Source organism: Methylobacter sp. sgz302048 (assembly GCF_052162025.1).
Classification (GTDB): Bacteria; Pseudomonadota; Gammaproteobacteria; order Methylococcales; family Methylomonadaceae; genus Methylobacter.
This window is the reverse complement of record NZ_CP197401.1, coordinates 4,078,277-4,098,204: the sequence shown is the minus strand read 5'-3', so window position 1 is coordinate 4,098,204 and position 19,928 is coordinate 4,078,277. Positions and strand designations below refer to the sequence as shown.

Sequence of the window (19,928 nt, the reverse complement as noted above, 5' to 3'; positions counted from 1 at the left end):
TGTTTAATACAAGGTTGAGCGGTTCAATAATAATTAATCGATGGCTCTTTGGCGAAAAACAGGAGGTGCTTTTTCCGGTTTTTGAGGACCGGTTCATTTTTTGGAAATTGCTTGCCTGTTAAAATCAGGACTGACAAGTCAAGTTTGAAAAATGGACTATTCTTCATATGAATCCCACTTAAGGATATCCTGATGGCTATAGACGTCAATTCTGAAGATGGACTGATCATTCGCAAATTGATCCCGCTGGGAACATGGCCGGGCGCTCAATTCAATGCCTTATGCGAAAGCATAACCACCGAAGAAGTTCGAGGCGGGACATTATTTAAAAAAGGGGACATGGACCCGCGTCTCATTTATCTGTTAAGTGGCGAGGTTACGCTTCAGTCGGAAGGGCTCATTATTGAAGTGATAGCCGCCGAAAGCGAAGCCGCCAGATTCGCGTTGGCTCACCAGATACCGCGGAAAATTGACGCCGTCGCGAATGGCGCCGTGCGTTTTCTGCGGCTGGATGCCGATATCGTTAATAATCCGACGCCCTTGGTATGCAAAGAGGACAATAGTTATATGGTAATTGAAGAACCTGAAGACGATCCAAATGACTGGATGACAGCATTATTGAAGTCACCTGTTTTTCAGCGCCTGCCGCCTGCCAATTTACAGAAAATCCTGATAACGCTGGAAGAGGTCTGTTTTGAAAAAGGTGAAATCATTATCAGGCAGGGTGATATGGGTGATTACTATTACCTGATAAAAAGCGGTCATTGCCTGGTTTCGCGCAAGCCTTCGTCCCATGCGAAAGATATTAAACTGGCGCAGCTCGGCAAAGGCGAGGCTTTCGGAGAGGATGCATTGCTTTCCGGCGAGCCAAGAAACGTTACCATAACAGCGCTGACGGATATGGTCTTGCTGCGGCTGGATGAACAGCACTTTTTGTCCTTGATCAGAGAGCCTTCTCTGAAATTTATTGATCAGGAACGGATGCAGGACGTTCTGAGGCAAGGAGCCGTGCTGCTCGATGTTCGTTCCCAGGATGACTATAAAGCCGGGCACTTGCCAGGCAGCATCAACGCGCCTTTTTTCTCATTAAGGATGCAGCTTAAAACCTTTAATCGCGAACAGCCTGTCGTTGTGGTCTGCGACAACGGCAGGATCAGCGAGGCGGCTGCTTTTTTATTGCTCAGGCACAGATTTAATGCCCTGATCCTGAAGGGCGGCATGAATGGCCCTGCATCCAGGCCGGAAGCGAAAGCGTCGGAGCCGGAGCATGAAACAGCCCATTTCGCTATAGATGATGGTGTTGAAACATTGATTAATCTTGTTGATGAGCCTCATCCGCAAAATAAGCAGGAACAATCCGATCAGATCTCATCCTTTGCAGCCAGCGGTCCGCTGGAAGACCAGCTCAGACTGATGAAGTCGGAAAATGAGGCGCTCAGGAGAGTAAATCTTCAGCTCAATGATAAATGTCTGAAGCTGGAGGTTGAGAGGGAAGAGGCGTTAAGGCAATACCATATCCTGCAGAAGCAGACGGAAAAGCTGATGCAGATGCTGGATAAAGCCAAAGGCGATCAGGGCGTCGTCTGAGACGCCAGCAAAACCACAGCTGGGTCAGCTGTGGTCAGCCGGGCGACTTGAAAGAAGTTGTCAAACCAACGATTACTTGATTTTGGCTTCTTTATAGATAACGTGCTTGCGAACAACGGGATCAAATTTTTTGATCTCCATTTTTTCAGGCATTGTACGTTTGTTTTTGGTTGTGGTATAGAAATGACCAGTGCCTTCGGTAGAAACCAGTTTGATTTTATCGCGCATTTTCTAACTCCTTAAGCGTTTTCGCCGCGTTTACGCAAATCAGCCAGAACAGCGTCAATGCCTTTTTTATCGATGACACGCATGCCTTTAGCAGAAACTCTGAGACGAACCCAGCGGTTCTCGCTTTCTACCCAGAATCTGTGGTGTTGCAGGTTCGGGCTGAAGCGTCTTCTGGTTTTGTTGTTGGCGTGCGATACGTTATTTCCGGTAACGGGGCGTTTGCCTGTTACTTGACATACTCTGGACATGATTAACCTCTTAGTGTGCCTTTAAATTCAAAAGTTAGCCGAGCTTTATACCAAAAAATCTTTTCAAGGTAAACAACAATCGATAAAATGACTGACGTAAAACCATTCACCATTTGTTTTTCAAGTAATTACAACAGGACCCACATGCCTATCAAACTCGGCATGGTCATGGATTCCATCGGCCATATCAATATAAAGAAAGACACCAGTTTTGCCATGCTGCTTGAAGCCCAGTCCAGAGGCTGGGAACTGCACTACATGGAACTCAACGATCTGTACCTGAGAGACGGCAGGGCTTATGCCAGAACGCGAACGCTGAGCGTTCAGCGCGACGAAAAGCAGTGGTATCAATTCCTGGCGGAGCAGGATATTGCCCTGGATGCGCTGGACGTGATCCTGATGCGCAAGGATCCGCCTTTCGACCAGGAATACATCTATGCGACTTATCTATTGGAACGCGCGGAAAACATGGGGGTTTATGTCGTCAACAAGCCGCAGTCGCTGCGCGATGCCAACGAGAAGCTGTTTACGGCTTGGTTTCCGCAATGCTGCGCACCGACGCTGGTAGCGCGCGAGCCTGCCAGAATCCGGCATTTTCTGCAGGAACAGGGAGAAATCATTTTAAAGCCGCTGGACGGCATGGGCGGGACGTCCATTTTCCATTTGCGCCAGAACGATCCCAATCTCAGCGTGATCCTGGAAACCATGACGCACTATAACAGCCGCTATGTCATGGCTCAGAAGTATCTGCCGGAGATTAAAGACGGCGATAAGCGTATTCTACTGGTTAACGGCGAAGCTGTGCCTTATGCGCTGGCGCGTATTCCTGCCCAGGGCGAGACGCGCGGAAATCTGGCGGCCGGCGGCACTGCCGAAGGGCGCAAACTGACGGAAAGGGACTTGTGGATTGCCAATCAGGTCGGGCCGACGCTGCGGGAAAAAGGCCTTGTTTTTGCGGGCATTGATGTGATCGGCGATACGCTGACCGAGATCAATGTCACCAGCCCAACTTGCGTGCAGGAACTGGACCGGCAGTTTGGGCTTAATATTGCCGGTCTGTTGATGGATCATATTGAAGGTAAGATACAACGATGAATGCGGTAGCCATGTTCGATCCTCCACCCTCCCTGTCCAATAACGACTCACTATTGATAACGCTGTTTCTGGCGGCTGTCGTGCACATTGTCCTTATTTTAGGCATTAGTTTCGACATGCCTAAACCGGAAAAAGTGCACCGGTCCATTGATATCGTTCTGGTCAATGCGCCGGCGAAAAAGGCCCCAAAAGAGGCAAAATTTCTGGCGCAGGAAAATCAAATAGGCGCCGGCGAAGAAACCAAAAAGCCCGAGCCGCCCCAGCAGCAACTTCCCAGCCAGGGTGCGAGCGAAGCCAAGCCAGTCGCCAAAAAAGTGGCGGAGGTCGAAAGCAAGCCCAAGGCAGAGAAGAAAGTGGTCGTTCAAAAGGTCGCCGAGAAAAAAGTGGTTGCGGCCAGCAAGCCTGAGGAAGGTGAAAAGGAACAGCAGCCGCGCCCGCGTTTGTCGGCCGCAGACCTGCAGCAGCAAATCGCCCAATTAGGCACCGAAATAAGGCAAAAGCAGGAAAGCGCCGATAATGCAGGGATAAAGTTTGTCAATCAATTGAGCGCTCACAAAGCGATCGGCATGCAATACATGAAAGACTGGGAAAACAAAGTGGAGCGGACCGGCAATCTCAACTATCCGGAAGTGGCCGCCAAGAAAAATTTCTCGGCGACGTTGACGATGGATGTCGGCATCAGCGCCGACGGCAGCATCTACAGCATGCGCATCAACCGGTCCTCGGGCAATCCCGCGCTTGACGAGGCCGCCAAAAACATCGTCAAAATGAGTGCGCCTTTTCCGCCATTGCCGGCGGAAGTGCTCAAGGAAACCAAAGTACTGGTGATTCCTAGAGTCTGGAAATTCTCCGATGAATCCGGCATGACTTCACAATAAATATTTGCAGCGCCAACCATAACCCGGGATACTACGGCATATGAACGGAGCAACCTATCTAACCAATCAATTCATTATCGCCATGCCCAATCTGGCCGATCCCAACTTTTTTCATACGGTGACTTACTTGTGCCAGCATAATGAAGAAGGTGCTTTGGGGATCGTCATCAACCGGCCGGCGGATATGAAGCTGGGCGAGATTTTTAAGCAAATGCAAATCCATGTCTCATCCGGGACAGCGGCCGATGCGCCTGTTTTTATCGGTGGCCCGGTGCAGATCGAGCGCGGCTTCGTGATCCATAGCCCCGGCGGCAATTGGGATTCGAGCCTGGCGGTATCCGACACCATTGCACTGACGACTTCGCGCGATATTCTGGAGGCTATCGCCACTGATAAAGGCCCTGAACAGTATCTGATCGCTTTAGGCTATGCGGGTTGGGGCGAAGGCCAGCTGGAAAGCGAAATGATGGACAATGCCTGGCTGAACACGCCCTGCGGCAAAGAAGTCTTATTCGACACGCCGGTCGAGCAGCGCTGGAGCGCTGCAGCCAGCCAGATCGGCATCAACATCAATTTGCTGACGACGCCGGCCGGGCATGGCTAAACAAGACCCGCTGTTAGCGAAATCGGGGTCCGATACCTATCTGGGCTTCGACTTCGGCAATAAGAAGATCGGTGTCGCCGTCGGGCAAACGGCTACGGGAACGGCAAGCCCGCTGCAAACCATCCGCTCCATCAATCAAGCGCCCAATTGGGACGTCATCGGCAAGCTGATTCAGCAATGGCAGCCTGCCGGGCTCGTGGTCGGCATCTCCAGGCAGGCTGACGGTTCGGATAATCCGGTCACGCCGCGCATGCTAAAATTCTGCCGGCAGCTGGAGGGGCGTTATCTCCTGCCTGTTTACCAGCAGGATGAAAGCCTGTCGACATTCGAAGCCAAACAGATGCTGTTCGATGATGTCGGCGTCAATGCGACCAAACTCTGGGAAGTGCAGGATCAGCTGGCCGCCCAGCTGATCCTGCAAACCTGGCTCAATGACCCTATAAATAAAACATGACTACGCATAATCTGGAAATTCCCGCATTACTGAATAAACTGGAAGCCGAGCTGAAAAGCGTCATCATCGAACGCCGGCTTGAAAATCCCTTGATAATCGGTATCCGTACCGGCGGCGTTTGGGTGGCCGAACGCATGCATCAGTGCCTGGGGCTGAGTGAGCCGCTGGGGCTGCTGGACATCTCGTTTTACCGCGATGATTTCTCGCAAATCGGCGTCAATCCGAACGTCAAGCCGAGCCATCTGCCGCCCACTATCGAAGGCCGCGATATTATCCTGGTGGATGATGTGTTTTGTACCGGGCGCACGATCCGGGCCGCATTAAACGAAATTTTCGACTACGGCCGGCCTAACCAGGTAGTCCTGGCCGTGCTGATCCAGCGCGACGGCCGGCAGATTCCATTGAGCCCGGATTGTGCCGGCGCCGTTATCAAGCTCAATGCCAATGAGCGCATCAAACTGACCGGCCCCGAGCCCCTGGCGATTCATGTGCAAACGATTGAGGAAGCATTGGCATAATATCCATGGTTGATAATCTACAGTTAAATTCGGAAGGCAAGCTCAAACACTTCCTGACCATTGAAGGGCTAAACAAAAACCTGCTGACGGAAATTCTCGACACCGCCGAGTCTTTTGCCGGCATGTCCGAGCAACAGGTCAAAAAAGTGCCGCTGCTGCGCGGCAAGACCATCGTCAACCTGTTCTTTGAAAACAGCACGCGCACGCGCACGACCTTCGAACTGGCCGCGACGCGCCTGTCCGCCGATGTCCTGAGCATGAACATCGCCACCTCGGCAACCTCGAAAGGCGAAAGCCTGCTCGACACCATACGCAACCTGGAGTCGATGTTCGTGGACATGTTCGTCGTGCGCCACGCCATCAGCGGCGCGGCCCATTTCATCGCCCAGCACACGGCGCCGCATATCAGCGTCATCAACGCCGGCGACGGCCAGCACGCGCATCCTACACAGGCCATGCTGGACATGTTCACGATCCGCCAGATCAAACAGGACTTCTCGCGGCTGCGCGTGGCGATCATCGGCGATATTCTGCATTCACGGGTCGCACGCTCGCAGATTCTGGCATTGAATACCCTGGGCGCAGCCGAAGTCCGCGTCATCGCACCGAAAACGCTGCTGCCTGCGCATGTCGAGACGCTCGGCGTGACCGTATCGCACAACTTGAACGAAGGCCTGAAGGATATCGACGTCATCATCATGCTGCGCCTGCAGAAAGAACGTATGACCTCGGCACTGCTGCCCAGCGAGAGCGAGTATTTCAAATGCTTCGGGCTGACCGAAGACAAGCTGAAAATCGCCAAGCCGGACGCCATCGTCATGCATCCGGGACCGATCAACCGCGGCGTCGAGATCGATTCCAAAGTCGCCGACGGCCCGCAGTCCGTCATCCTGAAACAGGTCAGCAACGGCATCGCCGTGCGCATGGCGGTCATGTCCATGGCCATGCAAAGACAGGGAGCCTTATCATGAGCCGCATAAAAATCAGCCAGGGCCGCATCGTCGATCCCGCCAACAAAATCGACCATGTCGGTTCCGTCTATATTGCCGATGGCAAGATCGTTTCCGTGCTCAACGAACCGGACGGCTTCAGGCCCGACCGGATTATCGATGCATATGGTCAAATCATTTGCCCGGGCTTCATCGACCTGAGCACGCGCCTGCGCGAACCGGGGCAGAGCCGCAAGGCGACGTTCGCCAGCGAAACGGCGGCCGCCGCCAGCGCCGGCGTCACGACTCTATGCCTGCAGCCCGATACCGTGCCGGTCATCGATACGCCGGCGGTAGCGGAACTGGTCAAGGACCTCGCCGAGAAAGCCGGCTATGCCCAGATCTATCCGATCGCGGCGCTGAGCCAGAAACTGGAAGGCAACGAACTGAGCAACATGCTGTCGCTGAAACAGGCTGGCTGCATCGCGGTCGGCAATGCCAATCAGCCGGTCAAAAACCTGCTGATTCTGCGCCGCGCCATGGAATACGCCGCCAGCCACGACCTATTGCTGATGTTCCGGCCCAACGATTACTGGCTGGGCCACAAAGGCTGCGCGCATGAGGGCGCGTTCGCGACGCGCTATGGCCTGCCGAGCATCCCGGAAGCGGCCGAAACCATCGCCTTGGCGCAATGTCTGGAACTGGCCGAGCTGACCGGCTGCCGCGTGCATTTCGGCCAGCTCAGCGGCAAGCGCTCCGTCATCCGGATTCATCAGGCGAAGAAATACGGCCTCGATGTCAGCGCCGACGTGGCTATGCATCAGCTGCATCTGACCGAAAACGACATTGCGCCGTTCGACAGCGCCTATCATGTCCTGCCGCCGCTGCGCACCGAAGAGGACAAGGAGTACCTGCGGCAGGGGCTGGCCGGCGGCACGATCAACAGCATCTGCTCCGACCACCAGCCGCACGATCTCGACGCCAAGCTCGGCGCCTTCCCGGAAACCGAGCCGGGCATGTCGACGCTGGAAACGCTGCTGCCTTTGATGCTGACGCTCGTCGCGCAACGGGCCATCACGCTGACGCAGGGCATTGCGGCCCTGGCTGAGAAACCGGCGCAGATCCTGCGCCTGAGGAGCGGAGCGCTGACGCCGGGATTTTCCGCCGATGTCTGTGTGTTTGATCCGGAACTGAACTGGCAAGTCAATCAGGACAGCTGGAAAAGCCAGGGCGCCAATACGCCGTTTTGGGGCCAGACCCTGAAAGGCCGCGTGACGCATACCTTGCAGGGCGGCCGGATCATTCATGAGCTGGTGCAGGAAGCCAGTCATGAACAATAAGCTGGCCTTGATCGGTGCGGCCCTGCTGATAGCGGGCTGCACAAGAGACTATATGCCCGAGTCCGGCGCCAGCGGCGAGCTGATCTTCAAGGCCGCCTGCGCCGAATGTCACAACAAAGGGATAGACAGCGTGCCAGGCAAGCTGTTTACGCTGGACAGCGACAAGGCGACGCCGACTTATATCGCTCACAAGGTGCATGCCGGCTCGCTGATGATGCCGAAATTCCCCAATATCAAAGACCAGGACATGCGCGCGCTCAGCGCATATGTCCTGGACCACAGTCTGAGGGAGTGAAGCGATGGACTGCTGGAAGAACCATTATGATGCCTCGGGCATTATCGAGGATATGAAAGGCGACCAGTCCTGGCGCATCTTCAGAATCATCAGCGAATTTACCGAGGGCTTCGACAGGCTGTCCGGCCTGTGCGACGCCGTGTCGATTTTCGGCTCGGCGCGGCTTGGCCGCGATCATACCTATTATGAGAAAACGGTCGAAGTGGCCGAACTGCTGGCGCAAAACGGTTTTGCGATTATCAGCGGCGGCGGTCCCGGCATTATGGAGGCGGCCAACAAGGGTGCTTATCTGCAGGAGCGTTCCTCTATCGGCCTGAACATCAATCTGCCGATGGAGCAGCGGTCCAATCTTTATCAGAGCGTCACGCTGGATTTTCGTTATTTTTTCGTGCGTAAAGTCATGTTCGTGCGCTATTCGATGGGCTATATCTGCATGCCCGGCGGTTACGGCACGCTCGATGAGCTCTTTGAGGCGCTGACGCTGATGCAGACGCGCAAAATATATCCGATGCCTCTGGTGCTGTTCGGCACCGAGTTCTGGGGCGGCCTGATCGATTGGATTAAAACGACCCTGATCAAGTATGAAACCATCTCGCCGCAAGATCTGGATTTAATCAAGGTGACCGATGACCCGCAGGAAGTGCTGCAGGTCATGATCGAGCACCGGGAGTGGAAAAACAGGCAGCGCGCGCGGTCGATCAAGGAATCGAGGCGAGAGGCTGAAGCGTTCAGCTAATGCTTCGCGGCCTGTGAGGGCGATTTTAGCCGCCTTTATAAGTTTTCAAATGTGGCATCCTGACCGGCTTCATCGCTTTCCAACCCAGCCTGCTCGGTAATGCTTTTAGGAAAAGTCTTCTTGACTTTAACGCCCAGGTCGACAAAGCTGCTGGCCTGGCGGATCAGGTTGCCGTTGCCGCGCGTCAGTTTATTCATGACGCTGTCGTAGGTCGCGTTGACCGTGCTCAGCTGCCTGCCCAGCCTGTCGAGATCATCGACAAACCCGCGGATTTTGTCATAAAGAATGCCGGCTTTGTCGGCTATGGCCCGGGCATTCTCGTTTTGGCGCTCATAACGCCAGATATTCTCGATCGTGCGCAAGGTCGCCAGCAATGTGGTCGGCGTGATGATCACGATCTTGTGCTCGAGGGCATCGGTGAACAGGCGCTCATCGCCCTGGACGGCGGCGATGAAGGCCGGCTCGATCGGCATGAACAGCAGGACAAAATCCAGCGACCGCAGGCCCTTCAGGCTGGCGTAGTCTTTCTGGCTCAGGCTCTTGATATGCTCGCGCACGGCGTCCGTGTGCTGCTTCAAGGCCAGCGCCTTTTCCTGGTCGTCTTCGCTGGCACAGTAGCGCTCATAGGCCAGCAGCGACACCTTGGAATCAATGATGATGTCCTTGCCCTCGGGCAGGCGGATGATGATATCGGGTTTGAACAGCCGGTTGTCCTCATCCCTGAACGCGCCTTGCGTCTCATACTCGATGCCCTTGCGCAGACCCGACTGTTCCAGCACTTTTTCCAGAACCATCTCGCCCCAATTGCCCTGGGCTTTCTTGTCGCCTTTCAGGGCGCGCGTCAGGTTCAGCGCTTCCTGGTTCATCTGCGCCGTATCGCGCCGCAATGAAATGATCTCCTCGCGCAGGGAAATGCGGTCTTTGTTTTCGTTGTCGTAAACCGTTTCGATGCGCTGCTTGAACTCGCCCAGCTGCTCGCGCAGCGGCGTCACGATGTGGTCGAGGCTGGCTTTGTTGTGTTCGGTAAACTGCCGGCTGCGCTCATCGAAGATTTTGCCCGCCAGATTCTCAAACTGGGTTTTCAGCCGGACTTCGGCATCCTGCAGCAGTGCCAGCTTTTCAGCCGCATGCTTGGCCTGCTCGTCCATGCGCGCCTGCAAGTGGGCATTTTGGGCCTGGGCCTGCATCAGGAGCTGCTGATACTGTTTTAATTCGGCTTCACGGCCTTGCAGTTGCTTTAATTTTTCTTCGGCGACAGCCAGATCGGTCGACAGTCGCGCGATAAGCGTTTTATTGCGGCCATTGGCCAGGCCCATCACGACTGCGCCTATTAAAGTACCGATTAAGGCAAATACCCAGGCGGGTATGCTATTGAGCAAATCCATATTACATCTCGGATTTCAGAGCGGGGCGATAGATAGCGCCGGGTTCGTACTCAGATCTGGGCACGAACCGCGAGCGGTTATCATTCTATTATAAACGTTTGAAGATGGCCTCAGCGGTATCAAGCGTCTGATTCAGGTCCTCGCCCGTATGCGCAATGGATACAAACCCGGCTTCAAAAGCCGACGGCGCCAGATAAACGCCTTGCTCCAGCATGGCATGGAAGAAGCGCTTGAACAGGTTCTGGTCGCATTGCATGGCCTGGGCAAAGCTCGTTACCCGCTCGGCTTCGGTGAAAAACAGCCCGAACATGCCGCCGACGGCATTGGTGGTCAGCGCGATGCCGGCCTGTTGGGCGCGCTGCTTCATGCCCGTCGTCAGTTTTTCGGTTTTTGCCGTCAGTTCTTCGAAAAAGCCAGGGCGAGAGATCAGTTCCAGCGTCTTCAAGCCGGCGGCCATCGCGACCGGATTGCCCGACAGCGTGCCGGCCTGATAGACCGGGCCCAGCGGCGCCAGGCATTCCATGATTTTCCGTTTGCCGCCGAAGGCGCCGACCGGCATGCCGCCGCCTATGATCTTGCCCAATGTGGTCAGATCGGGAGTAATGTCATACAAACCTTGGGCACCGTGCAGGCCGACCCGGAAGCCGGTCATGACCTCATCGAAGATCAACACGCTGCCGTATTGGTCGCAGACCTGGCGCAGGGTTTCCAGAAAGCCCGGCACCGGAGGAATGCAGTTCATGTTGCCGGCGACAGGCTCGACGATAATGCAGGCGATCTGCTCGCCGATCCCGGCAAACAACGTTTTGACCGCTTCACTATCGTTATAGGCCAGGGTAATGGTGTTTTCGGCGAAGGCGGCAGGTACGCCCGGCGAGCTCGGTACGCCCAGCGTGAGCGCGCCGGAGCCGGCCTTGACCAGCAGGGAGTCGGAATGGCCGTGATAGCAGCCTTCGAATTTGACGATCTTGTCGCGGCCGGTATAGCCGCGCGCCAGCCGGATCGCACTCATGGTCGCTTCGGTGCCGGAGCTGACCATTCTGACCAGATCGATGGACGGCACCAGCTCGGTCACGCGTTCGGCCATGCGCGTCTCGATTTCGGTCGGCGCGCCAAAGCTCAGGCCCTTCTCGGCAGCCGCCTTGACTGCTGCAATGACTTCGGGATGGGCATGGCCTAACACCATAGGACCCCACGAGCCGACGTAATCGATATACCGATTGTCCTGGCTGTCGTATAGATAAGGACCGCTGGCCCGGTCGATAAAAACAGGCGTGCCGCCCACGCCGCTGAAAGAACGCACGGGCGAGTTCACGCCGCCCGGAATGACGCGTTTGGCATCGGAAAATAAAACAGCTGCTTCAGTCATAATTTTTCAGTTAAAGTTAATTTTGAATGGCGTAAAGGATAGGGGAACTTGGCCGGGATTGGAAGGGGTTATCACGATCAAGATGCGTATGCTGCCGCACAGACCCGCTTTTTTGCCTGGATTAGGCTGGTAGCGGCTGCCGATAGACAGGCTCGGCTTTAAAACCGATGAAGACTGGCTTCAACAATTGAAAAGGGAGAATCATGCGCAGGCTTTTGCTGTCACGTATTCCAAGAACGATCTGCCGGCGGGGTTTACTGCCGATAACCGTCATGTTTATGACGATGGGATCGGCTCAGGCGCATGGGCTGATTGAAGAAACAGGCCGCGCACGATTACCGGTCATAGTCAGCGGGCTGTTGCTGGCTGCGCTCTGGTTGGCCTATTGCATCGGAGCCCGGCGCGTGCGGCCCGCAACAGGCCGATGGCTGACGTTTCAAGGCGCCAGCCTGATCGCGGCCTTGACCACGTTCGGATCATCGCAGCTCTGGCTCGGAAGCGGCTCGGCCGCGCACATGATTCAGCATCTGTTGATCATGGCCGTGATCGCGCCGCTCTATGCGCTGGCGCGGCCATTGCCGCAATGGCTGGCGGCAACGGGGCGGACAGGCCGCTGGTTCTTCAGGCCGCTTTTGCATTTAAGCCGTTACCCGATCTGGGCAGGCGGCTTGCAGGGCGCCGCGATCTGGTTCTGGCATGCGCCAAAGTTTTATAACCTGGCCTTGGCTGATCCCAAATGGCATTTCCTCGAACATGCAGGCTTCGCGCTGGGCGCCGGCCTTTTCTGGTGGTCGGTATTGGGTCGGCACAGCGCAACGGCCTTGCCGGCTCTGCTGTTTACGTTTATGCATATGGGCATGCTCGGCGCTCTGCTGACTTTCGCGCAGACGCCCTTATACGACGATAGGCTCGATCTTCAGGATCAGCAACTCGCCGGCCTGATCATGTGGGTTCCGGGCGGGCTGCCGTATCTGATCGCCGGCGCCTGGTGCGGCTTGCGTTGGTTCCGGCAGTTGACGCTGAGGTCTGAATGATCACTGCCGCAACGTCTCGCGCAGCAACGAAACATCGCGTGTTGTAACCGGCGATGCGGCATTGCCCCAGCTGTTGCGGATAAAGCTCAGGACTTCGGCGATCTGGCGATCAGACAGTTTTTTGGCAAAGCCGGGCATCTTTTCTGATTTCGAGCCGCTTTGAGTCTGCGCAATCTCGCCGCCTTCCAGCGTCAGGTGGATCAGCGACGTAGGGTTGTGGGCGAGCACGGACGGATTGCCGGCCAGCTTCGGAAATTTGCCCGTTTCGCCCTCGCCGCCCGCTTTGTGGCACTTGGCGCAGAATGACTGATAAATGCCGACGCCCGGCCGCTCGATTTCGCCGGTCACGATCGCCGACAGCTCTACAGCGACGGCCGGCGCATCGGGCTCGTAGGAAGCTTTTTCGCTCCGGGCCGGCAAAGACTTCAGATAGTGGGCAATAGCCTTGAGATCCTGGTTGCGCAAATACTTCGTGCTGTTCTCAATCACCTCCACCATGTTGCCGAAAACCACGCCCACATCGCTGTGGCCGGTTCCCAGAAAGGCCGCGATGGCTTCTTCCGAGAACCGGCCCAGGCCCGAGGCCGGCGCTCCGGTCAGATTGGCGGCAAACCAGTTGTCGACGACCGCGCCGGTCAGGTAGTAAGGCGAGGCTTCCGTATAGCCTTTTTCCTGGAAGGCCAGCCCGCGCGGCGTGTGACAGGCGCCGCAGTGGCCCAGGGACTGCACCAGATACGCGCCCCGGTTCCATTCTGTATCGCGGTCCGGGCTCGGTTCAAAGCGCTCATGGTTGACGAAGAGCATATCCCAGAATAACAGCGTCCAGCGCTGGTTGAACGGGAAGGGCAGCCGGGTTTCGGGCGGCCGATGCTTGACCGGATTCACTTCCTTCATGAAATAGTCGTACAGGGCGCGGATATCGTCGTCCGTTATGGCCGCGAACGAGGCATAGGGCATGGCCGGATACAGGCGCTTGCCGCCCCTGGCGACGCCATCCCTGAGCGCGCGGCTGAAATCTTCCAGCGTGTAGCGGCCGATGCCGGTTTCAGGGTCCGGCGTGATGTTGGTCGAATAGATGATGCCGAAAGGCGAGTTAATCGGCAGGCCACCGGCAAAAAGCGCGCCTTCCGTTCCGGCCGTATGGCAGGCCACGCAATCGCCCGCCCGGGCCAGGTAAGCGCCGCGGCTGATGGCCGCATCGGCCTGGGCTATGGCAAGGCCCGGCAGCAGCATCGCATAAAAGCAGATTAACAGCCTTGCCATGCGATTCAATGCCAAGGGCTGCATGGTGACACCAGGAAGACTGCACAAGCCGTAAACAGCACCGCCATAGTGAAGATGAAGCTCGACATGACGCTCAATTTGGCTAGAAACTGGTCTCGGTCGTCCCGCTCTTCCAACAATGGCGCATGCGTCTGCCGGCACAAAGTCCAGGCCATGAAGTCCGACAGCAGGGTCATTGCCAAGCAGGCGCCGCTGATCATGACCAGCGTGGCCGGCAGCCCCTGCCAGACCGGTTCGGGCAGCGGCATCTGATAGGGATAGCAAGCCTGGGCGGCCAGCGGCTCGCTTAACGACAGCTGCGCCACCCAGGCGACCGGCGCGCCGAGCAGCGCTACCAGCAGGCGCAGGGCGCTTACCCGGCCGGGTCGTTTAAATGAAGCAGGGGCATTGGCGTACACGGCATCTCCTAAAAGAGGTAGGGCGTCAGATACAGCGTGGTGAAGACGAACAGCCAGACCACGTCGACGAAATGCCAGTAGACGCCGCCGATCGTGACGGCGGCATAACGCCGATCATCAAAATAGCCGAGCGCGGTCCAGAGCAGCAACAGCAGCAGGATCACCAGTCCGACGGCGACATGCAGCAGATGAAAGCCCGTGATCGTGAAGTACAGCGAATCATACAGATTCGCCGTCATGTCATAGTGCTTGTGCCCCCACTCACCGAGCTGAACCATGACAAAGCCGGCGCCCAGCAGGATGGCCACGGCCATTGATGCCAAGCTCCACTGTAATTGCCGGCGCCGGAGGCTGCGCTCGCCGGCCCAGACAAAAACGCTGCTGGCCAGCAACATCGCTGTGTTCAGGCTGGCTATGCCCAGTTGCGGCAGGCCTTCCGGCGGCCAGTGCTGCTGCGTTTGCGAGGCCAGATAGAAGTAGGAAAACAGCAGATACCCGAACAGCGCGCCTTCGGTCACGATCAGGGCTAACAATCCCCACCAGCCGCCTGCGCGCTTGCCTTCACTGCCGATCGGCAGCGGCCTGTCCAGTTGAATGATTTCAGACATGGGCGACTCCTTTATCAGGATTGACGGCCGGCACGCGCTGGGCCAGGGCCTTGCTCGGCCACAGCCAGGCAATCAGCGACAGACCAGATGCCATGATCATCAAGCCGGCAAAATCCCAGGCATGCAGCAACAGGCCGGCGAAGATCAGGCTGCTGAACAGCCCGAGAAAGAACGGCGCATAAGAGTCTTCCGGCATTTTCAGAATGACGTCCGGCCTGGCATCGAGCGGCGTCGTGCCCAGCGTTTCGCGCCCTTCCATGAGCAGATAGCCGGTCTCGAGACTGGAGCGGCCTGCGCCCTCGTCCAGCCAGTCTTCCCATAAAGGATGGCGGCTGGCGACAACAGGGATGACGGCAAAATTGTAAGCCGGCGGCGGCGAAGGCATGGCCCATTCCAGCGTCGGCGCCTGCCAGGGATTTTCCGCCGCCGGCGCGCCGCGTCTCAGACTGACTAAGACATTGATCAGAAACAGCAGCACGCCGAGGGCAAACACGAACGAACCTGCCGTTGTGATCAGATTGACCGTATTCCAGCCCATATTGGGCGCATAGGTATAGATCCGGCGCGGCATGCCCAACAGGCCGGCGATGTGCATCGGGAAGAAGCCTGCATTGAAACCGATGAACATGACCCAGAAGCTCCATTTTCCTAATGTTTCGTTCATCATGCGGCCGAAGAACTTGGGGAACCAGTAATAGATGCCGCCCACGACCGGGAACACATTGATGCCGAGCAGGACATAATGCAGATGCGCGACGATGAAGTAGGTCTCGTTGAGCTGGAAATCCAGCGGCACGGCCGCGGTCATGACGCCTGACAGCCCGCCGATCACAAACAGCAGCACGAAGCCGGCGAAAAACAGGAACGGCGTATTGAAGACCGGGCGGCCCAGCCAGATCGTCGCGATCCACGCAAACACGGCGACGGCGCTGGGGATCGAGATGACCATGCTGGTGGCGCCGAAAAACGACAGCGCCAGCGTCGGCAGGCCGGTGGCGAACATGTGATGAACCCAGACTCCGAAGCCGAGCAGCATGGTCGCCATCGTGGACAGCGCGACAGGGGCGTAGCCGACCAGCGGTCGGCGGCAGAACGTCGGCAGCGCGTCCGAGACGATGCCCATGGCCGGCAGCACGACCACATAAACCCAGGGGTGCCCGAACATCCAGAACAGGTGCTGCCACAGCATCGGCTTGCCGCCATTCACGACATCGAAGAAGTGCGTGCCGAACTGCCGGTCCAGCCAGAGCATGAAGAAGGCCAGGCTGACGACCGGGACGGCGAAGACATTGGCGACCGACGCCGTCAGCGTGCCCCAGACCAGGATCGGCACGCGGTCGATCGACATGCCGGGCGCGCGCAACCGGAACAGCGTGACGATGAAATTGATCGAGCCGACGGTGGTCGAGATGCCCAGCAGCACCATGCCCAGTGCATAGACATCGATGTTGGGGCCGGTGTCGTACAGGCGGCCGGTCAGCGGCACGTAATTGAACCAGCCGCCATTCGGCGCCTCGCCTATCGGAAAGCTGGCGTACAGGAACAGGCCTGCGAACAGGAACAGCCAGTACGACAAGGCGTTGAGGCGCGGGAACGCCATGTCCCGCGAACCGAGCATGAGCGGCCACAGATAGTTGGAAAAGCCCGACAGCACCGGCAGTGCGTATAGGAAAATCATCGTCACGCCGTGCATCGTGAACAGCTGGTTGTACTGCTCCGGCGTCAGCAAAGTCTGGTCCGGCTGCGCCAGTTGCAGGCGCATGATCAGCGCCTCAATGCCGCCCAGTAGCAAAAACAGGAAAGCCGTGACCAGATAGCGCAAACCGATGGTTTTGTGGTCCACCGTCGACAGCCAGCCGCGCCAGCCGGGCTCCGTTTCCCACAGGCCGGCCAGGCGTATTTCGGCGTCCGAACCGAGCGGGGCGCAGCCCATTTCGGGTACGCGGATTAAAGGGCTGTCGGCGCTGTCTGTCATAGCAGGCTTCCTTAATCAAGAGTCGATAAAAACGCCGACAGCGCAGTCAGCTCGGCCGGCGGCAAGACCATGCTGGGCATGCGTGCGCCCGGTTTGATTTCCTGGGCGTGGGTGATCCAGCGCTCCCGGTGCTCGGGCGTATTGGTCAGTGTGCCGGCGGCGATCAGGCTGCGCGATTTCAGGTGCGTCAGATCGGGCGCATGGGCGCCTATGGCTTCGGTGCCGCGAATCGAATGGCAGCCCGAGCAATGCTCCATAAACACTTTCCAGCCGGCATCGCTTGCAGGCGACAGGGCTACCCGTCTATGTTGAGCGGTTTGCCATCGCTGGAATTCGGCGGGATTTTGCGCAACCACTTCCAATGCCATGTGCGCATGCTGAAGCCCGCAGTACTGCGTGCATTCGCCGCGATAGACGCCGGAAGCATCGGCCTGTAGCCACTGCCGGTTGATCAGGCCCGGAATCATCTGCGTCTTGCCGGCCAGCACGGGCACCCAGAAGGCGTGTATGACATCAGCGCTTTTCAGCTTCACCAGAACGGGCACGCCGACCGGGATATGTATTTCGTTGGCCGTTACAAAATTGAGCCTCGGATCATCGTATTCATACTCGACTTTCCACCACCAGTCGTAGCCGGTAACGGTCAGCGTCAAGGCCGGCGCCTGCGGCGGCCTGGCGACCGTGTTCAGCGTGATCAGCGCGTAAACAGCCATGGCGAGCAATAGACAGGTCGAGATGCTGGTGCCGATATAAACCCACCGCAGCCCTTTGTCGGCATCGTCAATTTTTCCGCTGTTCTGCGGACGTTTATGAAGCAGAGCGCCTGCCAGGAGCCCGGCAACGATAAGAAAAACCACGACCACGATGGATGCAAAGATCCAACCCAGATGCAGCGTCGGCATTGAGGCAGGGCCGTAGCTGTGCAGGAAATAGTTAAGCGGCGCTATTTCCTTTTCTGACAGGGCGATGCTCATGACTGGCGCGGTTTATATTAGGAGCTTCAGTCGTCTTTGAGCAAGGCGGAGCAGGGGAGCTGCAAGATTGTTCATGTCTATCACTCCGTTGTTAAAGCCATCAATCTGTGTTCTATGACCATAACGCGGTTCTCGCGTTCCGAGATGGACACAGGCCTCTATGAGAGCAGTTTTACTTGGCCGAGGTCGCTTATGTTCGACATCGAACTGACAACAGCTGATTTCGGATCTAGAGTTAATTAAATCATGTATTAAACCCAGTCTTTAGGCGGGCCGGTTTGCTTTTCTGTCGGAATAACTGATTCTTTTGGAGATGGCTTGCTCTTAAATCTGAACAGAATGGGCCGTTATATCGCTAATTGATAGCTCAGATTGATGCACGGCCTCTGCCAGGCAATACATTGCCGTTTCATTCCAAAAGCCTGTGCCGCCTAAGATTCGGGTATAAACCATGATCAACTCTCATCATTAATCGTTTCATCTGGAGGATTAGTTATGAAATCAATCAAATCTTGTTCAGCATTTGCTCTAGCTGTGATATTGACATCAATAGCCGGTTATGGGGCGGCAATGGCGGCTGAAAGAATGGATATGGCAGCCGGAGGAGGGGAAACTGCCGGCGAATATGTGGATGACGCCATGATTACCTCTAAGGTGAAAGCGGCTATAGTCGGCGACTCCAGACTGAGTGCTTTTGACGTCAATGTCGAAACACATCAGGGCGTAGTGCAATTAAACGGCTTTGTAGACTCTCAGGAGGCTATCAATGCGGCAGCAGAGGTTGCGCAACGCGTTGAGGGCGTCAAATCAGTAGACAATAACCTACAACTTAAAAACCCACTGTCTAAATAGGTTTCGCTAGGAAGATGGGCGCATGAATTCTGGGGATGAAGCCAGGATACCCGAAAGCCAAGCGACAGATAACAAAGCAGCCGCCGCGGCGCGCAGCACAAGCGGATTTCTGACCAGACGGACTTTAATCATTGCCGCTGTCGGCGCGGCGGTTGTTGCGTTGCTGCTGATGCTCTGGCAAGTGGCCCAGATTCTGCTGCTGGTTTTCGCGAGCCTGTTGCTGGCGCTGTTTCTGCGCACTCTGGCTGACTTCATCAGCCGCCGCACGCCTTTGTCCGAGGGTTGGTCGCTGACGTTGGTGGTCGCGGTGCTGCTGGGGCTTTTTGCGCTGATTCTGGCGCTGTACGGCCCCAAGCTCGCCGATGGCTTCTACCGGTTGTTCAAAGAATTGCCGTCGGCGCCGGAGCGGCTGCGCCGTGCGCTCGAACAGTACGAATGGGGGCCGGCGTTCATGGACACCCTGTCCCGGGCGGGCAGTTCCATGACCGATTCCAAGCAACTGGCAAAAATCGCCGGGATTTTCTCGACCGCATTCGGGGCGCTCGGCAGCGCCGTGGTGGTGATCGTGCTGGGCCTTTATTTTGCGGCTGATCCGAAAACCTACATCGACGGCACGGCGCATCTGTTTCCGCAGGCGCGCAGGGAGCGCGTCTACGAGGCTTTTGACCGGCTCGGGCATACGCTGCGCTGGTGGCTGCTCGGCCGGATCGCGGCCATGCTCATCGTCGGTGTAATGATCGGCATTGGGCTGGCGGTGCTGGGCGTGCCTTTTGCCTTCATCCTGGGCCTGGTTGCCGCTATCCTGGATTTCGTGCCTAACATCGGGCCGCTGATTGCCGCCATCCCGGCGCTGATGGTCGGGCTGTCCCAGGACGGAACGACCGTGCTCTATATTGCCCTTCTCTATTTCGTGGTGCAGTCTCTGGAAGGCTATCTGATCACGCCTTTTATCGAGCAACGGGTCGTCGATCTGCCGCCGGCCCTGCTGCTGATTGCCCAGCTCGTGCTGGGGGCCGGCTTCGGCATTCTGGGGTTGCTGCTTGCCTCGCCCTTGGCGGTCGTGATCATGGTGCTGGTGCAGATGCTGTATATGCGGGACGTGCTGGGCGAGCCGGTGAAATTGCCCTGAGGAAAAAA

22 protein-coding genes are annotated in these 19,928 nt (G+C 56.8%); 13 read left to right on the top strand and 9 right to left on the bottom strand.

Going from position 1 to position 19,928, the window contains the following annotated elements:
- Nucleotides 1–192 precede the first annotated feature (192 nt).
- On the top strand, nucleotides 193–1,587 hold the full coding sequence (locus tag ACTNE6_RS18390) for a cyclic nucleotide-binding domain-containing protein (RefSeq protein WP_442497783.1): 1,395 nt from the start codon (nucleotides 193–195) through the stop codon (nucleotides 1,585–1,587).
- A gap of 72 nt (nucleotides 1,588–1,659) precedes the next feature.
- Here ACTNE6_RS18390 and rpmG read toward each other — a convergent pair whose 3' ends face one another.
- Both rpmG and rpmB read right to left on the bottom strand, forming a co-directional pair.
- The gene (gene rpmG / locus ACTNE6_RS18385) at nucleotides 1,660–1,815 is read right to left on the bottom strand and encodes a 50S ribosomal protein L33 (protein WP_005370539.1); all 156 of its coding nucleotides are present in this window, start codon (nucleotides 1,813–1,815) and stop codon (nucleotides 1,660–1,662) included.
- Nucleotides 1,816–1,826: 11 nt separating this feature from the next.
- On the bottom strand, nucleotides 1,827–2,063 hold the full coding sequence (rpmB, locus tag ACTNE6_RS18380; RefSeq protein WP_194968092.1) for a 50S ribosomal protein L28: 237 nt from the start codon (nucleotides 2,061–2,063) through the stop codon (nucleotides 1,827–1,829).
- A 144-nt stretch (nucleotides 2,064–2,207) separates the two neighbouring features.
- Here rpmB and gshB point away from each other — a divergent pair, with 144 nt between their 5' ends.
- Genes gshB through ACTNE6_RS18335 form a run of 9 tightly spaced genes read left to right on the top strand, consistent with a single transcriptional unit; the run spans nucleotide 2,208 to nucleotide 8,912 of the window.
- A complete protein-coding gene (gene gshB / locus ACTNE6_RS18375) occupies nucleotides 2,208–3,158 on the top strand; it encodes a glutathione synthase (protein ID WP_442497782.1) in 951 nt (316 codons plus the stop codon).
- Nucleotides 3,155–4,036, top strand: a complete 882-nt coding sequence (locus ACTNE6_RS18370) for a TonB family protein (RefSeq protein WP_442497781.1) — start codon at nucleotides 3,155–3,157, stop codon at nucleotides 4,034–4,036. Before gshB ends, ACTNE6_RS18370 begins: the two co-directional genes overlap by 4 nt.
- Nucleotides 4,037–4,076: 40 nt before the next feature.
- The gene (locus tag ACTNE6_RS18365) at nucleotides 4,077–4,640 is read left to right on the top strand and encodes a YqgE/AlgH family protein (protein ID WP_442497780.1); all 564 of its coding nucleotides are present in this window, start codon (nucleotides 4,077–4,079) and stop codon (nucleotides 4,638–4,640) included.
- Complete coding sequence (gene ruvX / locus ACTNE6_RS18360) at nucleotides 4,633–5,094, top strand: Holliday junction resolvase RuvX (protein WP_442497779.1); 462 nt, start codon at nucleotides 4,633–4,635, stop codon at nucleotides 5,092–5,094. Before ACTNE6_RS18365 ends, ruvX begins: the two co-directional genes overlap by 8 nt.
- Nucleotides 5,091–5,612 (top strand): bifunctional pyr operon transcriptional regulator/uracil phosphoribosyltransferase PyrR, encoded by a 522-nt coding sequence (gene pyrR, locus ACTNE6_RS18355; RefSeq protein ID WP_194968097.1) that lies wholly within the window; start codon nucleotides 5,091–5,093, stop codon nucleotides 5,610–5,612. Before ruvX ends, pyrR begins: the two co-directional genes overlap by 4 nt.
- Nucleotides 5,613–5,617: 5 nt before the next feature.
- Nucleotides 5,618–6,583: an aspartate carbamoyltransferase catalytic subunit gene (locus ACTNE6_RS18350; protein WP_194968098.1), complete on the top strand. Its 966-nt coding sequence runs from the start codon at nucleotides 5,618–5,620 to the stop codon at nucleotides 6,581–6,583.
- Complete coding sequence (locus ACTNE6_RS18345) at nucleotides 6,580–7,881, top strand: dihydroorotase (protein WP_442497778.1); 1,302 nt, start codon at nucleotides 6,580–6,582, stop codon at nucleotides 7,879–7,881. The genes ACTNE6_RS18350 and ACTNE6_RS18345 overlap by 4 nt, the downstream gene beginning before the upstream one ends.
- Entirely contained in the window at nucleotides 7,871–8,176 is a 306-nt protein-coding gene (locus ACTNE6_RS18340) for a c-type cytochrome (protein WP_442497777.1), read from the top strand. Before ACTNE6_RS18345 ends, ACTNE6_RS18340 begins: the two co-directional genes overlap by 11 nt.
- A 4-nt stretch (nucleotides 8,177–8,180) precedes the next feature.
- Complete coding sequence (locus tag ACTNE6_RS18335; RefSeq protein ID WP_442497776.1) at nucleotides 8,181–8,912, top strand: TIGR00730 family Rossman fold protein; 732 nt, start codon at nucleotides 8,181–8,183, stop codon at nucleotides 8,910–8,912.
- A 35-nt stretch (nucleotides 8,913–8,947) separates the two neighbouring features.
- Here the strand turns inward: ACTNE6_RS18335 and ACTNE6_RS18330 are convergent, their stop codons facing one another.
- Nucleotides 8,948–10,297, bottom strand: coding sequence for a DNA recombination protein RmuC (locus tag ACTNE6_RS18330; protein ID WP_442497775.1), 1,350 nt, complete (start codon nucleotides 10,295–10,297; stop codon nucleotides 8,948–8,950).
- Between the two features lie 88 nt (nucleotides 10,298–10,385).
- Nucleotides 10,386–11,666 carry a glutamate-1-semialdehyde 2,1-aminomutase gene (hemL, locus tag ACTNE6_RS18325; RefSeq protein WP_442497774.1) on the bottom strand — a complete coding sequence of 427 codons (1,281 nt, stop codon included), beginning with the start codon at nucleotides 11,664–11,666 and terminating at the stop codon, nucleotides 10,386–10,388.
- A 203-nt stretch (nucleotides 11,667–11,869) separates the two neighbouring features.
- On the opposite strand from hemL, the gene ACTNE6_RS18320 reads away from it, so the two are divergent.
- On the top strand, nucleotides 11,870–12,700 hold the full coding sequence (locus ACTNE6_RS18320) for a cytochrome c oxidase assembly protein (protein WP_442497773.1): 831 nt from the start codon (nucleotides 11,870–11,872) through the stop codon (nucleotides 12,698–12,700).
- Here the strand turns inward: ACTNE6_RS18320 and ACTNE6_RS18315 are convergent, their stop codons facing one another.
- The 5 genes from ACTNE6_RS18315 to coxB are packed head-to-tail and all read right to left on the bottom strand — an operon-like array spanning nucleotide 12,701 to nucleotide 17,939.
- Entirely contained in the window at nucleotides 12,701–13,963 is a 1,263-nt protein-coding gene (locus ACTNE6_RS18315) for a cytochrome c (protein WP_442497772.1), read from the bottom strand.
- Between the two features lie 5 nt (nucleotides 13,964–13,968).
- A complete protein-coding gene (locus ACTNE6_RS18310) occupies nucleotides 13,969–14,382 on the bottom strand; it encodes a hypothetical protein (RefSeq protein WP_442497771.1) in 414 nt (137 codons plus the stop codon).
- A gap of 8 nt (nucleotides 14,383–14,390) precedes the next feature.
- Nucleotides 14,391–14,990, bottom strand: coding sequence for a cytochrome c oxidase subunit 3 (locus tag ACTNE6_RS18305; protein ID WP_442497770.1), 600 nt, complete (start codon nucleotides 14,988–14,990; stop codon nucleotides 14,391–14,393).
- Nucleotides 14,983–16,965, bottom strand: coding sequence for a cytochrome c oxidase subunit I (gene ctaD, locus ACTNE6_RS18300; RefSeq protein ID WP_442497769.1), 1,983 nt, complete (start codon nucleotides 16,963–16,965; stop codon nucleotides 14,983–14,985). Before ctaD ends, ACTNE6_RS18305 begins: the two co-directional genes overlap by 8 nt.
- Nucleotides 16,966–16,976: 11 nt before the next feature.
- Nucleotides 16,977–17,939 (bottom strand): cytochrome c oxidase subunit II, encoded by a 963-nt coding sequence (gene coxB, locus ACTNE6_RS18295; protein WP_442497768.1) that lies wholly within the window; start codon nucleotides 17,937–17,939, stop codon nucleotides 16,977–16,979.
- Nucleotides 17,940–18,434: 495 nt separating this feature from the next.
- On the opposite strand from coxB, the gene ACTNE6_RS18290 reads away from it, so the two are divergent.
- Nucleotides 18,435–18,791 (top strand): BON domain-containing protein, encoded by a 357-nt coding sequence (locus tag ACTNE6_RS18290; protein WP_442497767.1) that lies wholly within the window; start codon nucleotides 18,435–18,437, stop codon nucleotides 18,789–18,791.
- Between the two features lie 22 nt (nucleotides 18,792–18,813).
- The gene (locus ACTNE6_RS18285; protein ID WP_442497766.1) at nucleotides 18,814–19,920 is read left to right on the top strand and encodes an AI-2E family transporter; all 1,107 of its coding nucleotides are present in this window, start codon (nucleotides 18,814–18,816) and stop codon (nucleotides 19,918–19,920) included.
- Nucleotides 19,921–19,928 lie beyond the last annotated feature (8 nt).

Excerpts from the sequence above, each read along its gene's own strand:
- rpmG (WP_005370539.1), bottom strand. The coding sequence starts at position 1,815 with ATGCGCGATAAAATCAAACTGGTTTCTACCGAAGGCACTGGTCATTTC.
- ACTNE6_RS18285 (WP_442497766.1), top strand. The coding sequence starts at position 18,814 with ATGAATTCTGGGGATGAAGCCAGGATACCCGAAAGCCAAGCGACAGAT.
- rpmB (WP_194968092.1), bottom strand. The coding sequence starts at position 2,063 with ATGTCCAGAGTATGTCAAGTAACAGGCAAACGCCCCGTTACCGGAAAT.
- ACTNE6_RS18350 (WP_194968098.1), top strand. The coding sequence starts at position 5,618 with ATGGTTGATAATCTACAGTTAAATTCGGAAGGCAAGCTCAAACACTTC.
- ACTNE6_RS18290 (WP_442497767.1), top strand. The coding sequence starts at position 18,435 with ATGAAATCAATCAAATCTTGTTCAGCATTTGCTCTAGCTGTGATATTG.
- ctaD (WP_442497769.1), bottom strand. The coding sequence starts at position 16,965 with ATGACAGACAGCGCCGACAGCCCTTTAATCCGCGTACCCGAAATGGGC.
- gshB (WP_442497782.1), top strand. The coding sequence starts at position 2,208 with ATGCCTATCAAACTCGGCATGGTCATGGATTCCATCGGCCATATCAAT.
- hemL (WP_442497774.1), bottom strand. The coding sequence starts at position 11,666 with ATGACTGAAGCAGCTGTTTTATTTTCCGATGCCAAACGCGTCATTCCG.
- ACTNE6_RS18305 (WP_442497770.1), bottom strand. The coding sequence starts at position 14,990 with ATGTCTGAAATCATTCAACTGGACAGGCCGCTGCCGATCGGCAGTGAA.
- ACTNE6_RS18315 (WP_442497772.1), bottom strand. The coding sequence starts at position 13,963 with ATGGCAAGGCTGTTAATCTGCTTTTATGCGATGCTGCTGCCGGGCCTT.
- ACTNE6_RS18335 (WP_442497776.1), top strand. The coding sequence starts at position 8,181 with ATGGACTGCTGGAAGAACCATTATGATGCCTCGGGCATTATCGAGGAT.
- ACTNE6_RS18320 (WP_442497773.1), top strand. The coding sequence starts at position 11,870 with ATGCGCAGGCTTTTGCTGTCACGTATTCCAAGAACGATCTGCCGGCGG.
- ACTNE6_RS18340 (WP_442497777.1), top strand. The coding sequence starts at position 7,871 with ATGAACAATAAGCTGGCCTTGATCGGTGCGGCCCTGCTGATAGCGGGC.
- ruvX (WP_442497779.1), top strand. The coding sequence starts at position 4,633 with ATGGCTAAACAAGACCCGCTGTTAGCGAAATCGGGGTCCGATACCTAT.
- ACTNE6_RS18370 (WP_442497781.1), top strand. The coding sequence starts at position 3,155 with ATGAATGCGGTAGCCATGTTCGATCCTCCACCCTCCCTGTCCAATAAC.
- coxB (WP_442497768.1), bottom strand. The coding sequence starts at position 17,939 with ATGAGCATCGCCCTGTCAGAAAAGGAAATAGCGCCGCTTAACTATTTC.
- ACTNE6_RS18365 (WP_442497780.1), top strand. The coding sequence starts at position 4,077 with ATGAACGGAGCAACCTATCTAACCAATCAATTCATTATCGCCATGCCC.
- ACTNE6_RS18390 (WP_442497783.1), top strand. The coding sequence starts at position 193 with ATGGCTATAGACGTCAATTCTGAAGATGGACTGATCATTCGCAAATTG.
- ACTNE6_RS18345 (WP_442497778.1), top strand. The coding sequence starts at position 6,580 with ATGAGCCGCATAAAAATCAGCCAGGGCCGCATCGTCGATCCCGCCAAC.
- pyrR (WP_194968097.1), top strand. The coding sequence starts at position 5,091 with ATGACTACGCATAATCTGGAAATTCCCGCATTACTGAATAAACTGGAA.
- ACTNE6_RS18330 (WP_442497775.1), bottom strand. The coding sequence starts at position 10,297 with ATGGATTTGCTCAATAGCATACCCGCCTGGGTATTTGCCTTAATCGGT.